Source organism: Pseudomonas flexibilis, from assembly GCF_000802425.1.
Classification (GTDB): Bacteria; Pseudomonadota; Gammaproteobacteria; order Pseudomonadales; family Pseudomonadaceae; genus Serpens; species Serpens flexibilis.
In genome coordinates this window covers 75,298-90,515 of sequence record NZ_JRUD01000001.1, presented here as the reverse complement: position 1 = coordinate 90,515, position 15,218 = coordinate 75,298, and the positions used below count along the sequence as shown (strand labels likewise).

Genomic DNA, 15,218 nt, shown 5'->3' with positions numbered 1-15,218 from the left:
GCCGCCCCTGCGGGCCGGATGGTGGGTTACGACCTGCGGCCTAACCCACCCTGCGCTGGTGAATCACTTGACCAGGGTGCGCCACTCGGGGTGGGCATCGGTCTTGCCGGTGACCAGGTCGAAGTAGGCCTTCTGCAGCTTCTCGGTGACCGGGCCGCGACGACCGATGCCGATCTGGCGGCCGTCCAGTTCGCGGATCGGCGTCACTTCGGCGGCGGTGCCGGTGAAGAAGGCCTCGTCGGCGATGTACACCTCGTCGCGGGTGATGCGCTTCTCGACGATCTCCACGCCCAGCTCGCGGGCCAGGGTCAGCACGGTGTTGCGGGTGATGCCGTTCAGGCAGGCGGTCACCTCGGGGGTGTAGATCACGCCGTCCTTGACCAGGAAGATGTTCTCGCCCGAACCCTCGGCCACGTAGCCTTCCGGATCCAGCAGCAGCGCCTCGTCGGCACCGGCGGAAACGGCTTCCTGCAGGGCCAGCATCGAGTTGATGTAGTGGCCGCTGGCCTTGGCGCGGGTCATGGAGATGTTCACGTGGTGGCGGGTGAACGAGCTGGTGCGGATCTTGATGCCGCGCTCCAGCGCTTCCTCGCCCATGTAGGCGCCCCAGTGCCAGGCGGCGACAATCACATGCACCTTCAGGTTGTCGGCACGGATGCCCATGCCTTCGGAACCGTAGAACGCCAGCGGACGGATGTAGGCGCTGGCCAGGCCGTTCTCGCGCACCGCCGCCTTGGTGGCTTCGTTGATCTCTTCCTTGGTGTAAGGAATCTTCATGCCCATGATGTGGGCCGAATCGAACAGACGATCGGTGTGCGCCTGCAGGCGGAAGATCGCGGTGCCCTGGGGGGTCTCGTAGGCGCGCACGCCTTCGAACACACCCATGCCGTAGTGCAGGCTGTGGGTCAGCACATGGGTGGTCGCGCCGCGCCATTCCACCAGTTTGCCGTCGTACCAGATCACACCGTCGCGGTCAGCCATCGACATCGTTGCATTCCTCAATGGTCAAGTGAGGCGGCCGTCGGCCGCCTGCGTGAAGTCAGTTCAGTCCCAGTTCCGTCCAGATGCGCCGCACCAGGCGGCGCGAATCGGGGAACTGATCGCCCGGCACCTTGCCGGGTTGTTTCTGCAGGGCCAGGCGGTGGGCTGCGGCGCGGTAGGCCTTGTAGGCCTCCTGCAATAACTGGACATCCGTTTCGGGCAGCAGGTTGGCCGCGCCGAGGCCGTCCAGAATGCGAATGTTGTCGGTGTAGCGGAGCAGCTCCGGGTGCTGGTGCGACCAGGCCAGGGCCGCGTATTGCACCATAAATTCGATATCGACGATACCACCGGCATCCTGCTTGAGATCGAAGCTCTGCGCGGGGTCGAAGGCGTTTTCGCCACGTCCGGCGTCGGTGGCCCGGGTCCCCAGGTTGTCGCGCATCTTGGCGCGCATTTCGCTGACTTCCGCCTGCAGTTTCTGCAGGTCGCGGGCCCGCCCCAGCACTTGCCCGCGCACCTGTTCGAAGCACTGCGCCACCCGTGGGCTGCCGACCAGCACCCGGGCGCGCACCAGTGCCTGGTGTTCCCAGGTCCAGGCTTCCTGCTGCTGGTAGCGTTCGAAGGCCGCCAGCGAGCTGACCAGCAGGCCGGCGTCGCCCGAGGGGCGCAGGCGCATGTCAACCTCGTAGAGCTGGCCCGACGTGGTCTGGGTGGTCAGCAGGTGGATGATGCGCTGGCCCAGGCGGGTGAAGAACTGGGTGCCGTCGATGGGCTTGGCGCCGTCGGTTTCCGCCTGCGGATCGCCGTCGTGGATGAACACCAGGTCCAGGTCCGAGCCGTGGCCCAGCTCGATGCCGCCCACCTTGCCGTAGCCCACGATAATGAAGTCCGGGTCGCAGTCGCTGCCGTCGGCGCGCTTGGGCGTGCCGTGCTTGGCCACGGTGTGGCGCCAGGCCAGCGCCAGCACCTGTTCGAGAATCGCCTCGGCGAGCCAGGTCAGGTAGTCGCTGACCTTCATCAGCGGCAGGGTGCCGGCGAATTCCGAGGCGGCCACGCGCAGGCTGTGGGCCAGCTTGAAGTGGCGCAGCGCCTCCATCTGCTGTTCGAGGTCGTCCTCGGGAATGCGCATCAGCCGCTCGCGCAGCTCGGCGGCCAGCTCCGGGGCCTGCGGCGGGCTGTACAGGCGGCCTTCGTTGAGCAGCTCGTCGAGCAACAACGGGAAGCGGGCGATCTGCTCGGCGATCAGCGGGCTGGCGGCGCACAGCTGCAGCAGCCGGGTCAGCGCGCCGGGATTCTCGGTGAGCAGCACCAGGTAGGCCGAGCGCCGCGCCACCGCCGCCACCAGCGGCATGACGCGCTCCAGCACCTGATCCGGGGCGTCCTGTTCGGCCACCTGGGCCAGCAGGCGCGGCATGAAGGCGTCCAGGCGTTCGCGGCCCAGGCGCTGCATGCTGCGCACCTGGCTGCTGCCGCGCAGGTCGTGCAGGTGTCGCCAGGCGTGCTCGGGGCTGGCGAAGCCCAGCTCGGCCAGTTGCCGGATGGCGCTGTCCTCCTCCAGATCGCCCAGCCACAGGGCCAGCCACTCGCCACCCGCGGCCTGTTCCTCTTCCTCGTCAGGGTCGGCGATCACCTGCCGGAAATGCCATTCGATACGTTCGCGCCATTGCTCCAGACGTGCCATGAACGCAGGCCAGTCGGCGAAGCCCATGATGAAGGCCACCCGCGCCCGCTCGCGGGCATCCTCAGGCAGCATCTGCGTCTGCTTGTCGGCCAGCGCCTGCAGGGCGTGCTCGACATAGCGCAGGAAGCGGTAACCGTCGCGCAGCTCGGCCACCACCGGAGCCGGCAGGTAGCCCTCGGCCTCCAGCACGGCCAGCACCGGCAGCAGCGGCCGCTGCTGCAGGCTCAGGTCGCGGCCGCCGTGGATCAGCTGGAAGGCCTGGGCGATGAATTCCACCTCGCGGATGCCGCCGGCGCCGAGTTTGATGTTCTCGCTCATGCCCTTGCGGCGCACCTCCTGCTGGATCAGCTGCTTCATGCTGCGCAGCGCCTCGATGGCCGAGAAATCCAGGTAACGCCGATAGACGAACGGCTGCAGCATCTTCAGCAGGTGCGCGCCGGCGACCTGATCGCCGCCGACCACGCGCGCCTTGATCATCGCGTAGCGCTCCCAGTCGCGCCCCTGGTCCTGGTAGTACTGCTCCAGCGCGGCAAAGCTCAGGGTCAGCGCGCCGGCCGAGCCGTAGGGGCGCAGGCGCATGTCGACGCGGAACACGAAGCCGTCCACGGTGATGGCGTCCAGCGCCTTGATCAGCCGCTGGCCCAGGCGGTTGAAGAACTCCTGGTTGTCGAGGGAGCGGCGCACACCCTCGGTCTCGCCGCCTTCGGGGAAACCGAAGATCAGGTCGATGTCCGAGGACAGGTTCAGCTCGTGGGCACCGAGCTTGCCCATGCCGAGGATCACCATCTGCTGCGGCTTGCCGGAGCGCCGACCCATCGGCGTGCCGAACTGCGCGCAATGGCGCGGGTACAGCCACCGGTAGGCCAGGTCGATGCAGGCGTCCGCCAGGTCGGAGAGGTCGCGGCAGGTCTCGCCGAGATCGGCCAGGCGATTCACATCGCGCCAGACGATGCGCAGTTGCTGGCGGTTGCGGAAGCGTCGCAGGCGGCGGGCCAGATCGTCTTCCTGCTCGCAGTCGGCCAGCAGCGCCTGCAACTGCCCGCGCAGTTCGCCGGGGCGCAGGCTGCGCTCCAGCTCGCCGGAGTCCGCCAGCGCCAGAAACGCCTCGACATCCCGCTGCACCTGCTCGGCCACGAAGTCGCTGGCCACGCAGGCGCGGACGAACGCCTCCTGGCGCGCCGCCGGCCAGTCATCCGCCCGCCCTCGCTCGGCCAGACGGGCGCGCAGTGCGACACCCGGTCGCTCGGCGAGATCAGCCAGCGACGCCGGGACGGCAACCAGGGAGGGCAGACTCATGGGGAAACTTCCTTCTGCGAAAGGGGCGAATGGACCGCCAGCAGAGGGCATCGCCGGGGGGTTCGTCAAGGGTTGCCGGTGACGCGGTCTATGCTTGCCCTGCAAACAGGGCCCGCCAAGGACGGTTTCGCGGCCACCCCTGTAGTTTCGCTACAAATTTGTGCGATGACTGTTGGGTCTCGCTTTTTTGTAGTAAAACTACAAGCGCCGATTGTCCCTGGCACACAACGAACAACAAAAGACACTGCGGCCACGACGCGGCAGTGCCATCGAGGCGACTCAAAAGGTCGCCCTGAGCCCTGGAGCAAGCCATGCAAGACCAAGATCCCATCGAAACCCAGGAGTGGCTGGACGCCCTGGAGTCGGTCCTCGACCGCGAAGGCGAGGACCGCGCCAAGTACCTGATCACCCGGATGGGCGAGCTGGCCACCCGTAGCGGCACGCAGCTGCCCTACGCAATCACCACGCCCTACCGCAACACCATTCCGGTCACCCACGAAGCCCGCATGCCCGGCGACCTGTTCATGGAGCGCCGCGTGCGCTCGCTGGTGCGCTGGAACGCACTGGCCATGGTGGCGCGGGCCAACAAGCGGGACTCCAGCCTGGGCGGCCACATCTCCACCTTCGCCTCCAGCGCGACGCTGTACGACATCGGCTTCAACTACTTCTTCCAGGCCCCGACCGAAGAACATGGCGGCGACCTGGTCTTCTTCCAGGGCCACGCCGCGCCCGGCGTCTACGCCCGCGCCTTCCTGGAGGGCCGCATCAGCGAAGACCAGCTGGAGAACTTCCGCCGCGAAGTGGACGGCAACGGCCTGTCTTCCTACCCACACCCCTGGCTGATGCCGGACTTCTGGCAGTTCCCGACCGTGTCGATGGGCCTGGGCCCGATCCAGGCCATCTACCAGGCGCGCTTCATGAAGTACCTGGAAAGCCGCGGCTTCATCCCCGCCGGCAAGCAGAAGGTCTGGTGCTTCCTGGGCGACGGCGAGACCGACGAGCCGGAGTCCCTGGGCGCCATCTCCCTGGCCGGCCGCGAGAAGCTGGACAACCTGATCTTCGTCATCAACTGCAACCTGCAGCGCCTGGACGGCCCGGTGCGTGGCAACGGCAAGATCATCCAGGAGCTGGAAGGCAACTTCCGCGGCGCCGACTGGAACGTCATCAAGGTGATCTGGGGCCGCCTGTGGGACCCGCTGTTCGCCAAGGACGCCGACGGCGTCATGCAGCGACGCATGGACGAGGTGGTCGACGGCGACTACCAGAACTACAAGGCCAACAACGGCGCCTTCGTGCGCCAGCACTTCTTCGGCGCCAACCCCGAGCTGCTGAAGATGGTCGAAGACCTCTCCGACGACGAGGTCTGGAAGCTCAACCGTGGCGGCCATGACCCGTTCAAGGTGTACGCCGCCTATCACGCGGCGGTGCACCACACCGGCCAGCCGACGGTGATCCTGGCCAAGACCATCAAGGGCTACGGCACCGGCTCGGGCGAAGCCCAGAACATCGCCCACAACGTCAAGAAGGTGGACCTGGACAGCCTGAAGGTCTTCCGTGACCGTTTCGGCATCCCGATTCCGGATGACAAGCTCGAAGAACTGCCGTTCTACAAGCCCGAGCCCGACAGCCCGGAAATGAAGTACCTGCTCAAGAGCCGTGAAAAGCTCGGCGGCCCGGTCCCGCAGCGCCGCAACAAGAGCTTCAGCATCCCGACGCCGCCGCTGGAAACCCTCAAGGCCATCCTCGACGGTTCGGGCGATCGCGAGATCTCCACCACCATGGCCTTCGTGCGCATCCTGGCGCAGCTGGTCAAGGACAAGGAGCTGGGCTCGCGCATCGTGCCGATCGTGCCGGACGAGGCGCGCACCTTCGGCATGGAAGGCATGTTCCGCCAGCTCGGCATCTATTCGTCCGTAGGCCAGCTGTACCAGCCGGTCGACAAGGACCAGGTGATGTTCTACCGCGAGGACAAGAAGGGCCAGATCCTCGAGGAAGGCATCAACGAGGCCGGCGCCATGTCCAGCTGGATCGCCGCCGCCACGGCCTACAGCACCCACAACCAGCCGATGCTGCCGTTCTACATCTTCTATTCGATGTTCGGCTTCCAGCGCATCGGCGACCTGGCCTGGGCCGCCGGCGACAGCCGCGCACGCGGCTTCCTGATCGGCGGCACCGCCGGTCGCACCACGCTCAACGGCGAGGGCCTGCAGCACGAGGACGGTCACAGCCACATCCTTGCCAGCACCATCCCCAACTGCCGCAGCTACGACCCCACCTACGGCTACGAGCTGGCGGTGATCATCCGCGAAGGCATTCGCCAGATGACCGAGGAGCAGCAGAACGTCTTCTACTACCTCACGGTGATGAACGAGTCCTATGCCCAGCCGGCCATCCCCGAGGGTGTACAGGACGGCATCATCAAGGGCATGTACCTGCTCGAAGAGGACAAGAAGGAAGCCGCCTGCCACGTGCAGCTGCTCGGCTGCGGCACCATCCTGCGCGAAGTGCGCGAGGCGGCGAAGATCCTCCGCGAAGAGTTCAAGATCGGCGCCGACGTCTGGAGCGTCACCAGCTTCAACGAGCTGCGCCGCGACGGGCTGGCGGTGGAGCGTCACAACCGCCTGCACCCGGAGCAGAAACCGCAACAGAGCTACGTCGAGCAGTGCCTGGGCGGCCGCAAGGGCCCGGTCATCGCCTCCACCGACTACATGAAGCTGTTCGCCGATCAGATTCGCCAATGGGTGCCGGTCAAGGAGTACAAGGTGCTGGGCACTGATGGCTTCGGCCGCAGCGACACCCGCGAGAAGCTGCGCCACTTCTTCGAAGTGGACCGCAACTGGATCGTGCTGACCGCGCTGGAAGCCCTGGCCGACCGCGGCGAGATCGAGCGCAAAGTGGTGGCCGAAGCCATCGCCCGCTTCGGCATCGACACCCAAAAGCCCAACCCGCTGGACTGCTGAGGAGCGAACCATGAGTGAACTGATTCGTGTCCCGGACATCGGCAGCGGCGAAGGCGAAGTCATCGAGCTGTTCGTCAAGGTGGGCGACCGCATCGAGGCCGAGCAGAGCCTGCTGACCCTGGAATCCGACAAGGCCAGCATGGAGATTCCCGCGCCCAAGGCCGGCGTGGTGAAGAGCCTGAAGGTCAAGCTGGGCGACCGCCTCAAGGAAGGCGACGAGCTGCTGGAGCTGGAAAGCGACGACGCCGGCGCCAGCGCGCCGCCCCCCGAGCCGGCCGCCGCCCCCAAGGCCGAGGCCGCACCGGCAGCGCCGGCCACCCAGCCCGCCGCCAAGGAAACCGTCGCACCCGCCGCCGCTCCGGCCCCGGCCAGCAGCCAGGAAATCCGCGTGCCGGACATCGGTTCGGCCGGCAAGGCGCGTGTCATCGAGGTGCTGGTCAAGGCCGGCGACACGGTGAGCGCCGAGCAGTCGCTGATCACCCTGGAGTCCGACAAGGCCAGCATGGAAATCCCCTCGCCGGCCGCCGGCGTGGTGGAATCGATTGCCGTGCAGCTGGATGCCGAAGTGGGCACCGGCGACCTGATCCTCACCCTCAAGGTGGAAGGCGCCGCGCCGGCCGCCCAGCCCGCGGCACCGGCCGCCGCTCCGCAAGCGGCTGCCAAGGCGCCTGCTCCGGTGGTGGCCGAACCGCAGAAGCCGGCACCGAGCGCCGCCGACGGCAACCCGCCGCTGGAGAGCATTGCCCCGCTGGTCGAGCCCCCCAAGCGCCCCGCCGCCCAGGTGCACGCTGGTCCGGCCGTGCGCCAGCTGGCCCGCGAGTTCGGTATCGACCTGGCGCGCGTCACGCCCACCGGCCCGCACGGCCGCGTGCTCAAGGAAGACGTGCAGGCCTACGTGAAGGCCATGATGCAGCAGACCCAGGCCGCGCCGGCCGTGGCTGCCGGTGGTGCGGGCATTCCGCCGATCCCGGCGGTGGATTTCAGCAAGTTCGGTGAAATCGAGGAAGTGGCCATGACCCGCCTGATGCAGGTCGGCGCCGCCAATCTGCACCGCAGCTGGCTGAACGTGCCCCACGTCACCCAGTTCGAGTCCGCCGACATCACCGAGCTGGAAGCCTTCCGCGTGGCCCAGAAGGCTGCAGCGGAAAAGGCCGGCGTGAAGCTGACCGTGCTGCCGCTGCTGCTCAAGGCCTGCGCGCACCTACTCAAGGAGATGCCGGACTTCAACAGCTCGCTGGCACCCAGCGGCGCTGCGCTGATCCGCAAGAAGTACGTGCACATCGGCTTCGCCGTGGACACCCCGGACGGCCTGCTGGTGCCGGTGATCCGCGACGTGGACCAGAAGAGCCTGCTGCAACTGGCCGGCGAGGCCGCCGAGCTGGCCGACAAGGCGCGCAACAAGAAGCTCGGTGTCGATGCCATGCAGGGCGCCTGCTTCACCATCTCCAGTCTCGGCCACATTGGCGGCACCGGCTTCACGCCGATCGTCAACGCGCCGGAAGTGGCGATCCTGGGCGTCAGCAAGGCCACGATGCAGCCGGTCTGGGATGGCTCGGCGTTCCAGCCGCGCCTGATGCTGCCGCTGTCGCTGTCCTACGACCACCGGGTGATCAACGGGGCCGCCGCGGCGCGTTTCACCAAGCGGCTCTCCGAGCTGCTGGCCGATATCCGCACGTTGCTGCTGTGATATCCCTGCCGGGCCACCGGCCCGGCCGCTTTCCTCAAACGAGCACGCCACGCTCGTCTCTCCAGCCCCGCCGCAAGCGGGGCTTTTTTTGCTTTTGTGACTCGGGGCACACTAAGCCGCCCGGGCAGAATGCCTTTCGCCCGGCACGCACGGGATAATGGCAAGGTGCTAGCAACGCGCGCGAGCGTTACACTAGGGAATCGTTCGCATCCATGGATCCTATGGACCTGACATCGTCTCTCCCCGCCCTCTCCCGACTCGGCCTGTGGCGCTTCACCCGGCTAAACGATGCCGGCTGGACGCTGGACGGCTGCGAGCCGGGTCCGGGCGCGGATGCCCATCCGCTGCTGCGGCTGTTCGGCAACGCCGCGTTTGGCGCCTTGCTGGACGCCACGCGGCGCGAGCAGTTGCACCAGCAGGTGCGACAACAGCTGGCCGAGCGCGGCCACTATCAGGTGCAGCACCGCCTGGCGACCGCCCATGGCGATATCAGCCTGCTGGAGTTCGGCGAGCCCGCCGATGACCAGGCCCAACGGCTGCACGGCTACCTGCTGCCGCTGGACGCGGTGGCCGCCGACCTCACTGACACCGCCGAACTGTGCCGCAGCGCCCTGGAGCAGAGCGCCGAGGCCTTCCTGCTGGTGGATATCAACGGTCGCGTGGTGTTCTCGAACCCCCGCTTCGAAGCCATCACCCAGTACAGCCCGAGCGAACTGCAAGGACGCTCGCTGGACGAATTCCCCGCCCTGGCCAGCCTGCCGGAACTGGTGCGCACGGCGCTGCGCCAGAAGCCGGACAACGACAGCTGGCAGATCGAGTTCCGCAGCCAGCGCAAGAGCCTGGAGCCCTATTGGGGCCACATGTGGGTGTCCCGGGTCCGCAATGCGGAGGGGCAGACCACCCACCTGCTCGGCCTGTGCGAGGACGTCACCCTCAACAAGCTGAACTACCAGCGCCAGACGCAACAAACCCTGCGCGACAGTCTCTCCGGACTGGGCAATCGCCCGTACTTCATCGGGCGCCTCGAGCAGCGCCTGGCGGAAACCCCGGATGCGCCCTTCAGCCTGCTGCTGATGGATATCGACAACTTCAAGCGCATCAACGACAACCTGGGCCACGAAACCGGCGACAAGGTGCTGACCAGCCTGTCACGGCGGCTGCGCAACGCGCTGGGGCCCAAGACCTGCCTGGCGCGCTTCGCCAGCAACGAGTTCGCCGCCCTGCTCGACGCCAGCGATCTGCAGGACGCCGAGGAGGTCGCCCAGCAGCTGCTGCACCTGCTCAGTCGCCCGCTGTTCGTGGCCAACCAGTTGATCAACGTCACCGCCTCCATCGGTCTGGTACGCAGCCCGGAGCACGCCAAGCATGCCCAGACGCTGATGCAGTACGCCGGCCTGGCACTGCACAAGGCCAAGACCAGCGGCAAGAACCGCTGGCAGGCATTCACCCCCGCGCTGGACGCCGAAGCCCACCGCCGCCAGTTCATCGAGCACAACCTGCGCCACGCCATCGAGCGAAACGAGCTGCTGCTGTATTACCAGCCCAAGCTGTGCCTGAAGACCGACCGCCTGACCGGTCTGGAAGCCCTGCTGCGCTGGCAGCACCCCACCGAAGGCATGTTCCCGCCGGATGCCTTCATCGGCCTGGCCGAGGAAACCGGGCTGATCGTGCCGATCGGCAAATGGGTGGTGCGCGAGGCCTGCCGCATGCTGCATCGCCTGGACGCCGCCGGCATGGGTGAGGTGCGCATCGCCATCAACCTCTCGCCCCGCCAGTTCCACGACACCGAGCTGGTCAACGCGCTGCGCGACATTCTCGTGCAGGAGAAGGTCGAGGCCTCGCGCCTCGAGCTGGAACTGACCGAGAGCCTGCTGCTGGACGCCAGCCAGGCCAACCACCAGCAACTGCATCAGCTCAAGGCGCTGGGCTTCACCCTGGCCATGGACGACTTCGGCACCGGCTATTCCTCGCTCAGCTACCTGAAGAAGTTCCCGCTGGACACCATCAAGATCGACCGCAGCTTCGTGAAGGACATTCCGGCCAACCAGGACGATATGGAGATCACCGCCGCGGTGATCGCCATGGCCCACAAGCTGCGTCTGCGCGTGGTGGCCGAAGGCATCGAGACCCAGGAACAGCTGAGCTTCCTGCGCCGGCAGCGCTGCGACACCGGCCAGGGCTACCTGTTCGACCGTCCCATCGACGGCCGCGAGCTGCTGGAGCGCCTGCGCAGTTACACCGTGAACGCCTGAATCGCGGACAAGTCCGCCCCCACAAAACAACCCGCACTTTCAGGCAAGGCCTGCACGGCTCTGGCTAACTCGCCGCCTGGCGTTGCGCCCGCCACTGCTCGAGCGCCACCCGCTCGTCACGGATCAGCCAGCCGTCCTGCGCCGCGAAGCTCTCCGACAGCCAAAGGTCGCGCGTGTCCACTGGCTGCAGCCGGCCGTTGCGCAGGCTGTGCAGTTCGCCGTGGCGCGGCTCCAGCAGGTAGATATCCGGGCGGTCGTGGTCCAGGCGGGCCACCAGGCGGTCGCCTTCCAGGCATTCGTCCACGTGGTAGAGGCTCGGCCGCTGGCAATCGTCCGGCAGCTTCAGGCGCAGGTCGTAGACCAGCTGCAGCGAGGCGGTGGGCTGATGAACGTAGGCGCGGGGTTCGCCCGCCAGGCACAGCGCACCGCAACGCACCGGCGTGTCGCCCCCGCCGAGCGCCTGCAGGTTGAAATGGCTGTTGGCCAGGTAACGCAGACTGTCACGGTAGGGCGTGGGCAGCCAGGCATCGGCGAAACGCCCGGGCAGCCAGCCGTCGGCGTGCTCGATCAGGCATTCCTCGGCGATTTCCTGCATGGCGGTGAACAGCGGCAGGCCCAGCTCGTGGGCCGGCACGTAGCCGGAAATCAGCTTGAGCACGTCATCCTGGCGATCCGCGCGCTGCTGGCGCACCAGGATCCAGTAATCGCAACCCTGCCAGTGCAGGGTCAGGCGTACCGAAACACCGAGGTTCGCCAGTTCGACGCTGAAACAGTGCGGATCGTCGATGGCCACCGGCCGCCGGCGGGCCAGCATCTGGCTGAAATTGAGCGGCAGGCCGAGGCTCTGGTAACGCAACCCCTCGCGGCTGGCGTCGACCCGCAGCGGCAGGGTCTTGAAGTCACCGGGAAGTTTGCTGAGCAGGGTTCGCGGCATGGTGCCTCCTTGCGGGGAAGCGGCCGCGGTCGCGGCCTTAGCGGATGGAACGGATGACGGCGGCAGCCGTCGCGACGTTGTGGGCCAGGTGCAGCGGGTTGATGGTGCCGACAATGGCGCTGCACACCCCAGGGTGGCCGAACAGCAGTTCGAAGCTGGCACGCACGGGATCCGTCCCCGGCGCCAGGCAGACATGGCCGCTGGCCAGGGCCTTCTTGATGAGGATGCCCTTGGCGTGACTGGCAGCGTAGTCCAGCACCGGTTTTTCGGCCTGCTCGTTGAGGTTGTAGGTGACCATCGCGCAATCGCCACGCTCCAGCCCCAGCAGCCCGCCTTCCACGGTCTTGCCGGAGAGGCCGAAGGCGCCGATCTTGCCCTCGTGCTTGAGCTCGGCCAGCGTCTCGTAGACCCCGCTGTCGCGCAGGATGGCCACGTCGTTGCCGTCCGAATGCACCAGCACCAGATCGATATGCTCGGTTTCCAGGCGCCGGAGGCTGCGCTCCACCGACAGCCGGGTATGCGCCGGCGAGAAATCAAAGCGCGACTGGCCGTTCTCGAACTCCTCGCCCACCTTGCTGACGATCACCCACTGGTCGCGCTGGCCGCGCAGCAGCGGTCCGAGGCGTTGCTCGCTGGTGCCGTAGGCCGGCGCGGTGTCGATCAGGTTGATGCCCAGCTCGCGGGCCAGGGCCAGCAGTTGCCGCGCCTCGGCGTCATCGGGAATGCGGAAGCCGCTGGGGTATTTCACGCCCTGGTCGCGGCCCAGCTTCACGGTACCCAGCCCCAGCGGCGAAACCAGGAGGCCGGTGCTGCCCAGCGGGCGATGCAGGTCATGCAGCTGCTTGAGGTCGGTCATGGCAGCAGTTCCTCCCACACCGGACGGGCCACCGCCGGGCGCGGCAGCGCCGACACGGTGGGCTGCGCCGACGGACGAATGCCGTCGCGTTCCAGGCTGGCAAATACCCGGTCGGCCAGATCCGGCGCCAGGGCCAGCTTGGTCGGCCAGCCAACCAGCAGGCGGCCCTGCTCGGCCAGGAAGGCGTTGTCCGGACGCACCAGCCCGGATTGCGCCGGCTCGGCGCGCGACACACGCAAGGTGGCCCAGCGCAGCGCGCTCTGGTCCACCCAGGGCAGCAGGTCGGCGATTTCCTTGCGCGCCGCAGCAATCTGCGCGGCCTCGTCGCGGGCCACGCCGTCGGCCTCGGCCAGGTCGCCGCCCAGGTACCAGACCCACTGGCCGTCGGCGGCGGGGTGCGTGGTGATGGTGACGCGCGGCTTGGGTCCGCCGCCCAGGCAGTGGGCGTAGATCGGCTTCAGGTTCGGGCCCTTGACCAGCACCATGTGCAGCGGGCGCAGCTGCTGCTTCGGCTGCTCCAGGCCGAGCGCCGCGAGCAGCGCGGCGTTGCCTTCGCCGGCACTGAGCACGATGCGCTGGGCACGCACCTCGCGACCGTCGATCCGCAGGCCGACCAGCTCGCCGTTTTCCCGCAGGGGCTCGATGGTCTCGGCGGCCAGCAGGCCGTCGCCGGCCAGTTCGGCCAGGCGGGCGATCAGGCTGGGCACGTCGAGCACCAGCTCGGCCAGTCGGTAGACCTTGCCCTTGAACTTCGGATGCTGCAGCGCCGGTGGCAGCTGCTCGCCCTTCACCGCATCCACGCGCCCGCGCATGGCCTTGCTGGCGAAGAAGCTGGTCAGGTTGCCGGCCAGGCTGCCGGGCGACCACAGGTAATGGGCGTCGGAGAGCAGACGCACACCAGAAAGGTCCAGCTCGCCCTCGCCGAGCAGCGCCTTGCGCCAGCGCGCCGGCATGTCGGCGATGGCCTCGGAGGAGCCGGTCAACGCCCCGTGCAGGGCGTACTTGGTGCCGCCATGGATGATGCCCTGCGACTTGACGCTCTGCCCGCCGCCCAGCCGGTCGGCTTCCACCAGCAGGGTGGCGTAGCCGGCGCGGCGCAGCCGGGCATTCAGCCACAGGCCGGCGATGCCGCCACCCACGATCAGGACATCGGTACTCAGCGCTTGGGACATGGACACGGGCTCGTGGTTGAAACGGGGCCGGCAGTATAAACCGTGCCGGCTTCCGCCGGCGCAACCGGCGAACCGGCGCGCCGCGCTCACGCCCCGGCGACAGGCTTTGTTAAGCTGCGCGCCCATGAACCGACTCATCTACACCCTGCTGCTTCACCTGGGCCTGCCGCTGGTGGGCATTCGTCTGCTGGTGCGCGCCCGCAAGGCCCCGGCCTATGCCCGGCGCACCGGCGAGCGCTTCGCCCTCGGCCTGCCGGCCTTCCGGCCCGGCGGTATCTGGGTGCATGCCGTTTCCGTCGGCGAAAGCATCGCCGCCGCGCCGATGATCCGCGCACTGATGGCCCGCCATCCCGACCTGCCGATCACCGTGACCTGCATGACGCCAACCGGCTCGGAGCGCATCCGCGCCCTGTTTGGCGACCAGGTGCAGCACTGCTATCTGCCCTACGACCTGCCCTGGGCGGCCGCGCGCTTCCTGAATCGCCTGCAGCCCAGGCTGGCGGTGGTGATGGAAACCGAGCTGTGGCCCAACCATATCCACCAGTGCGCCCGGCGCGGCATTCCGGTGGTGCTCGCCAACGCGCGGCTGTCGGAGCGCTCGGCGCGCGGCTATGCACGCTTCAGGAAGCTGACCGCGCCGATGCTCGCCGAGCTGGACTGGCTGGCGGTGCAGACCGAGACGGAGGCCGAGCGCTTCCGCCAGCTCGGCGCGCGCGCGGAGCGGGTAAGCGTCACCGGCTCGATCAAGTTCGATTTGCGCATCGATCCGGCCCTGGTGGAACGCGCTGCCGCGCAACGCGCCCAGTGGGGCGCCGGCCAACGCCCGGTGTGGATCGCCGCCAGCACCCACGGCGGCGAGGACGAGGTGATCCTGGCGGCCCACCGCAAGCTGCTGGAACGTCATCCCGACGCCCTGCTCATCCTGGTGCCGCGTCATCCGGAGCGCTTTGCGGATGTCTTCGCGCTGTGCCGCCAGCAAGGTTTTGCCACCTGCCGGCGTTCGGGCAACGAGCCGGTGACCGCCGAGCACAGCGTGCTGCTCGGGGACACCATGGGTGAGCTGCTGTTCCTCTATGCGCTGGCCGACGTGACCTTCGTCGGCGGCAGCCTGGTGGCCAATGGCGGCCACAACCTGCTGGAGCCGGCCGCCCTCGGCAAGCCGGTGCTGAGCGGCCCGCACCTGTTCAACTTCCTGGAAATCTCCCAGCAGCTGCGCGCCGCCGGTGCGCTAGGCGAGGTGGCGGATGCCGCCGGCCTGGCCCTGGAAATCAGCACTCTGTTCGAGCAGCCTGAAAAGGCCCAAACCATGCGCGAAGGCGGCCTCGGCGTGCTGCGGGCCAACCAGGGGGCGCTGGAGCGTTTGCTCGACGGGCTGGACCAGCGACTCGACAAGCACTGA

9 protein-coding genes are annotated in these 15,218 nt (G+C 67.8%); 4 read left to right on the top strand and 5 right to left on the bottom strand.

What is annotated here, in order from left to right; all coding sequences use genetic code 11:
- Nucleotides 1-63: 63 nt before the first annotated feature.
- Together SF06_RS00380 and glnE are read right to left on the bottom strand one after the other, a co-directional pair.
- Nucleotides 64-987, bottom strand: a complete 924-nt coding sequence (locus tag SF06_RS00380; RefSeq protein WP_027590168.1) for a branched-chain amino acid transaminase — start codon at nucleotides 985-987, stop codon at nucleotides 64-66.
- 52 nt (nucleotides 988-1,039) lie between these two features.
- Nucleotides 1,040-3,958, bottom strand: a complete 2,919-nt coding sequence (gene glnE / locus SF06_RS00375) for a bifunctional [glutamate--ammonia ligase]-adenylyl-L-tyrosine phosphorylase/[glutamate--ammonia-ligase] adenylyltransferase (RefSeq protein WP_039559235.1) — start codon at nucleotides 3,956-3,958, stop codon at nucleotides 1,040-1,042.
- 311 nt (nucleotides 3,959-4,269) lie between these two features.
- Here glnE and aceE point away from each other — a divergent pair, with 311 nt between their 5' ends.
- The 3 genes from aceE (at nucleotide 4,270) to SF06_RS00360 (ending at nucleotide 10,857) form a co-directional block, all read left to right on the top strand.
- Nucleotides 4,270-6,918 (top strand): pyruvate dehydrogenase (acetyl-transferring), homodimeric type, encoded by a 2,649-nt coding sequence (gene aceE / locus SF06_RS00370; protein ID WP_039559233.1) that lies wholly within the window; start codon nucleotides 4,270-4,272, stop codon nucleotides 6,916-6,918.
- A 10-nt stretch (nucleotides 6,919-6,928) separates the two neighbouring features.
- Nucleotides 6,929-8,605 (top strand): dihydrolipoyllysine-residue acetyltransferase, encoded by a 1,677-nt coding sequence (gene aceF / locus SF06_RS00365; RefSeq protein WP_039559232.1) that lies wholly within the window; start codon nucleotides 6,929-6,931, stop codon nucleotides 8,603-8,605.
- 212 nt (nucleotides 8,606-8,817) lie between these two features.
- Nucleotides 8,818-10,857, top strand: a complete 2,040-nt coding sequence (locus SF06_RS00360; protein WP_039559230.1) for a putative bifunctional diguanylate cyclase/phosphodiesterase — start codon at nucleotides 8,818-8,820, stop codon at nucleotides 10,855-10,857.
- A gap of 64 nt (nucleotides 10,858-10,921) precedes the next feature.
- On the opposite strand, the gene SF06_RS00355 is transcribed toward SF06_RS00360, so the two are convergent.
- Genes SF06_RS00355 through SF06_RS00345 form a run of 3 tightly spaced genes read right to left on the bottom strand, consistent with a single transcriptional unit; the run spans nucleotide 10,922 to nucleotide 13,819 of the window.
- On the bottom strand, nucleotides 10,922-11,791 hold the full coding sequence (locus tag SF06_RS00355) for a hypothetical protein (RefSeq protein ID WP_039559228.1): 870 nt from the start codon (nucleotides 11,789-11,791) through the stop codon (nucleotides 10,922-10,924).
- A gap of 37 nt (nucleotides 11,792-11,828) precedes the next feature.
- A complete protein-coding gene (locus SF06_RS00350; RefSeq protein WP_039559227.1) occupies nucleotides 11,829-12,647 on the bottom strand; it encodes an aldo/keto reductase in 819 nt (272 codons plus the stop codon).
- Complete coding sequence (locus tag SF06_RS00345; RefSeq protein ID WP_039559225.1) at nucleotides 12,644-13,819, bottom strand: FAD-dependent oxidoreductase; 1,176 nt, start codon at nucleotides 13,817-13,819, stop codon at nucleotides 12,644-12,646. Before SF06_RS00345 ends, SF06_RS00350 begins: the two co-directional genes overlap by 4 nt.
- A gap of 124 nt (nucleotides 13,820-13,943) precedes the next feature.
- On the opposite strand from SF06_RS00345, the gene waaA reads away from it, so the two are divergent.
- Nucleotides 13,944-15,218 (top strand): lipid IV(A) 3-deoxy-D-manno-octulosonic acid transferase, encoded by a 1,275-nt coding sequence (gene waaA, locus SF06_RS00340; RefSeq protein ID WP_039559223.1) that lies wholly within the window; start codon nucleotides 13,944-13,946, stop codon nucleotides 15,216-15,218.

Excerpts from the sequence above, each read along its gene's own strand:
- SF06_RS00380 (WP_027590168.1), bottom strand. The coding sequence starts at position 987 with ATGTCGATGGCTGACCGCGACGGTGTGATCTGGTACGACGGCAAACTG.
- glnE (WP_039559235.1), bottom strand. The coding sequence starts at position 3,958 with ATGAGTCTGCCCTCCCTGGTTGCCGTCCCGGCGTCGCTGGCTGATCTC.
- aceE (WP_039559233.1), top strand. The coding sequence starts at position 4,270 with ATGCAAGACCAAGATCCCATCGAAACCCAGGAGTGGCTGGACGCCCTG.
- aceF (WP_039559232.1), top strand. The coding sequence starts at position 6,929 with ATGAGTGAACTGATTCGTGTCCCGGACATCGGCAGCGGCGAAGGCGAA.
- SF06_RS00360 (WP_039559230.1), top strand. The coding sequence starts at position 8,818 with ATGGATCCTATGGACCTGACATCGTCTCTCCCCGCCCTCTCCCGACTC.
- SF06_RS00355 (WP_039559228.1), bottom strand. The coding sequence starts at position 11,791 with ATGCCGCGAACCCTGCTCAGCAAACTTCCCGGTGACTTCAAGACCCTG.
- SF06_RS00350 (WP_039559227.1), bottom strand. The coding sequence starts at position 12,647 with ATGACCGACCTCAAGCAGCTGCATGACCTGCATCGCCCGCTGGGCAGC.
- SF06_RS00345 (WP_039559225.1), bottom strand. The coding sequence starts at position 13,819 with ATGTCCCAAGCGCTGAGTACCGATGTCCTGATCGTGGGTGGCGGCATC.
- waaA (WP_039559223.1), top strand. The coding sequence starts at position 13,944 with ATGAACCGACTCATCTACACCCTGCTGCTTCACCTGGGCCTGCCGCTG.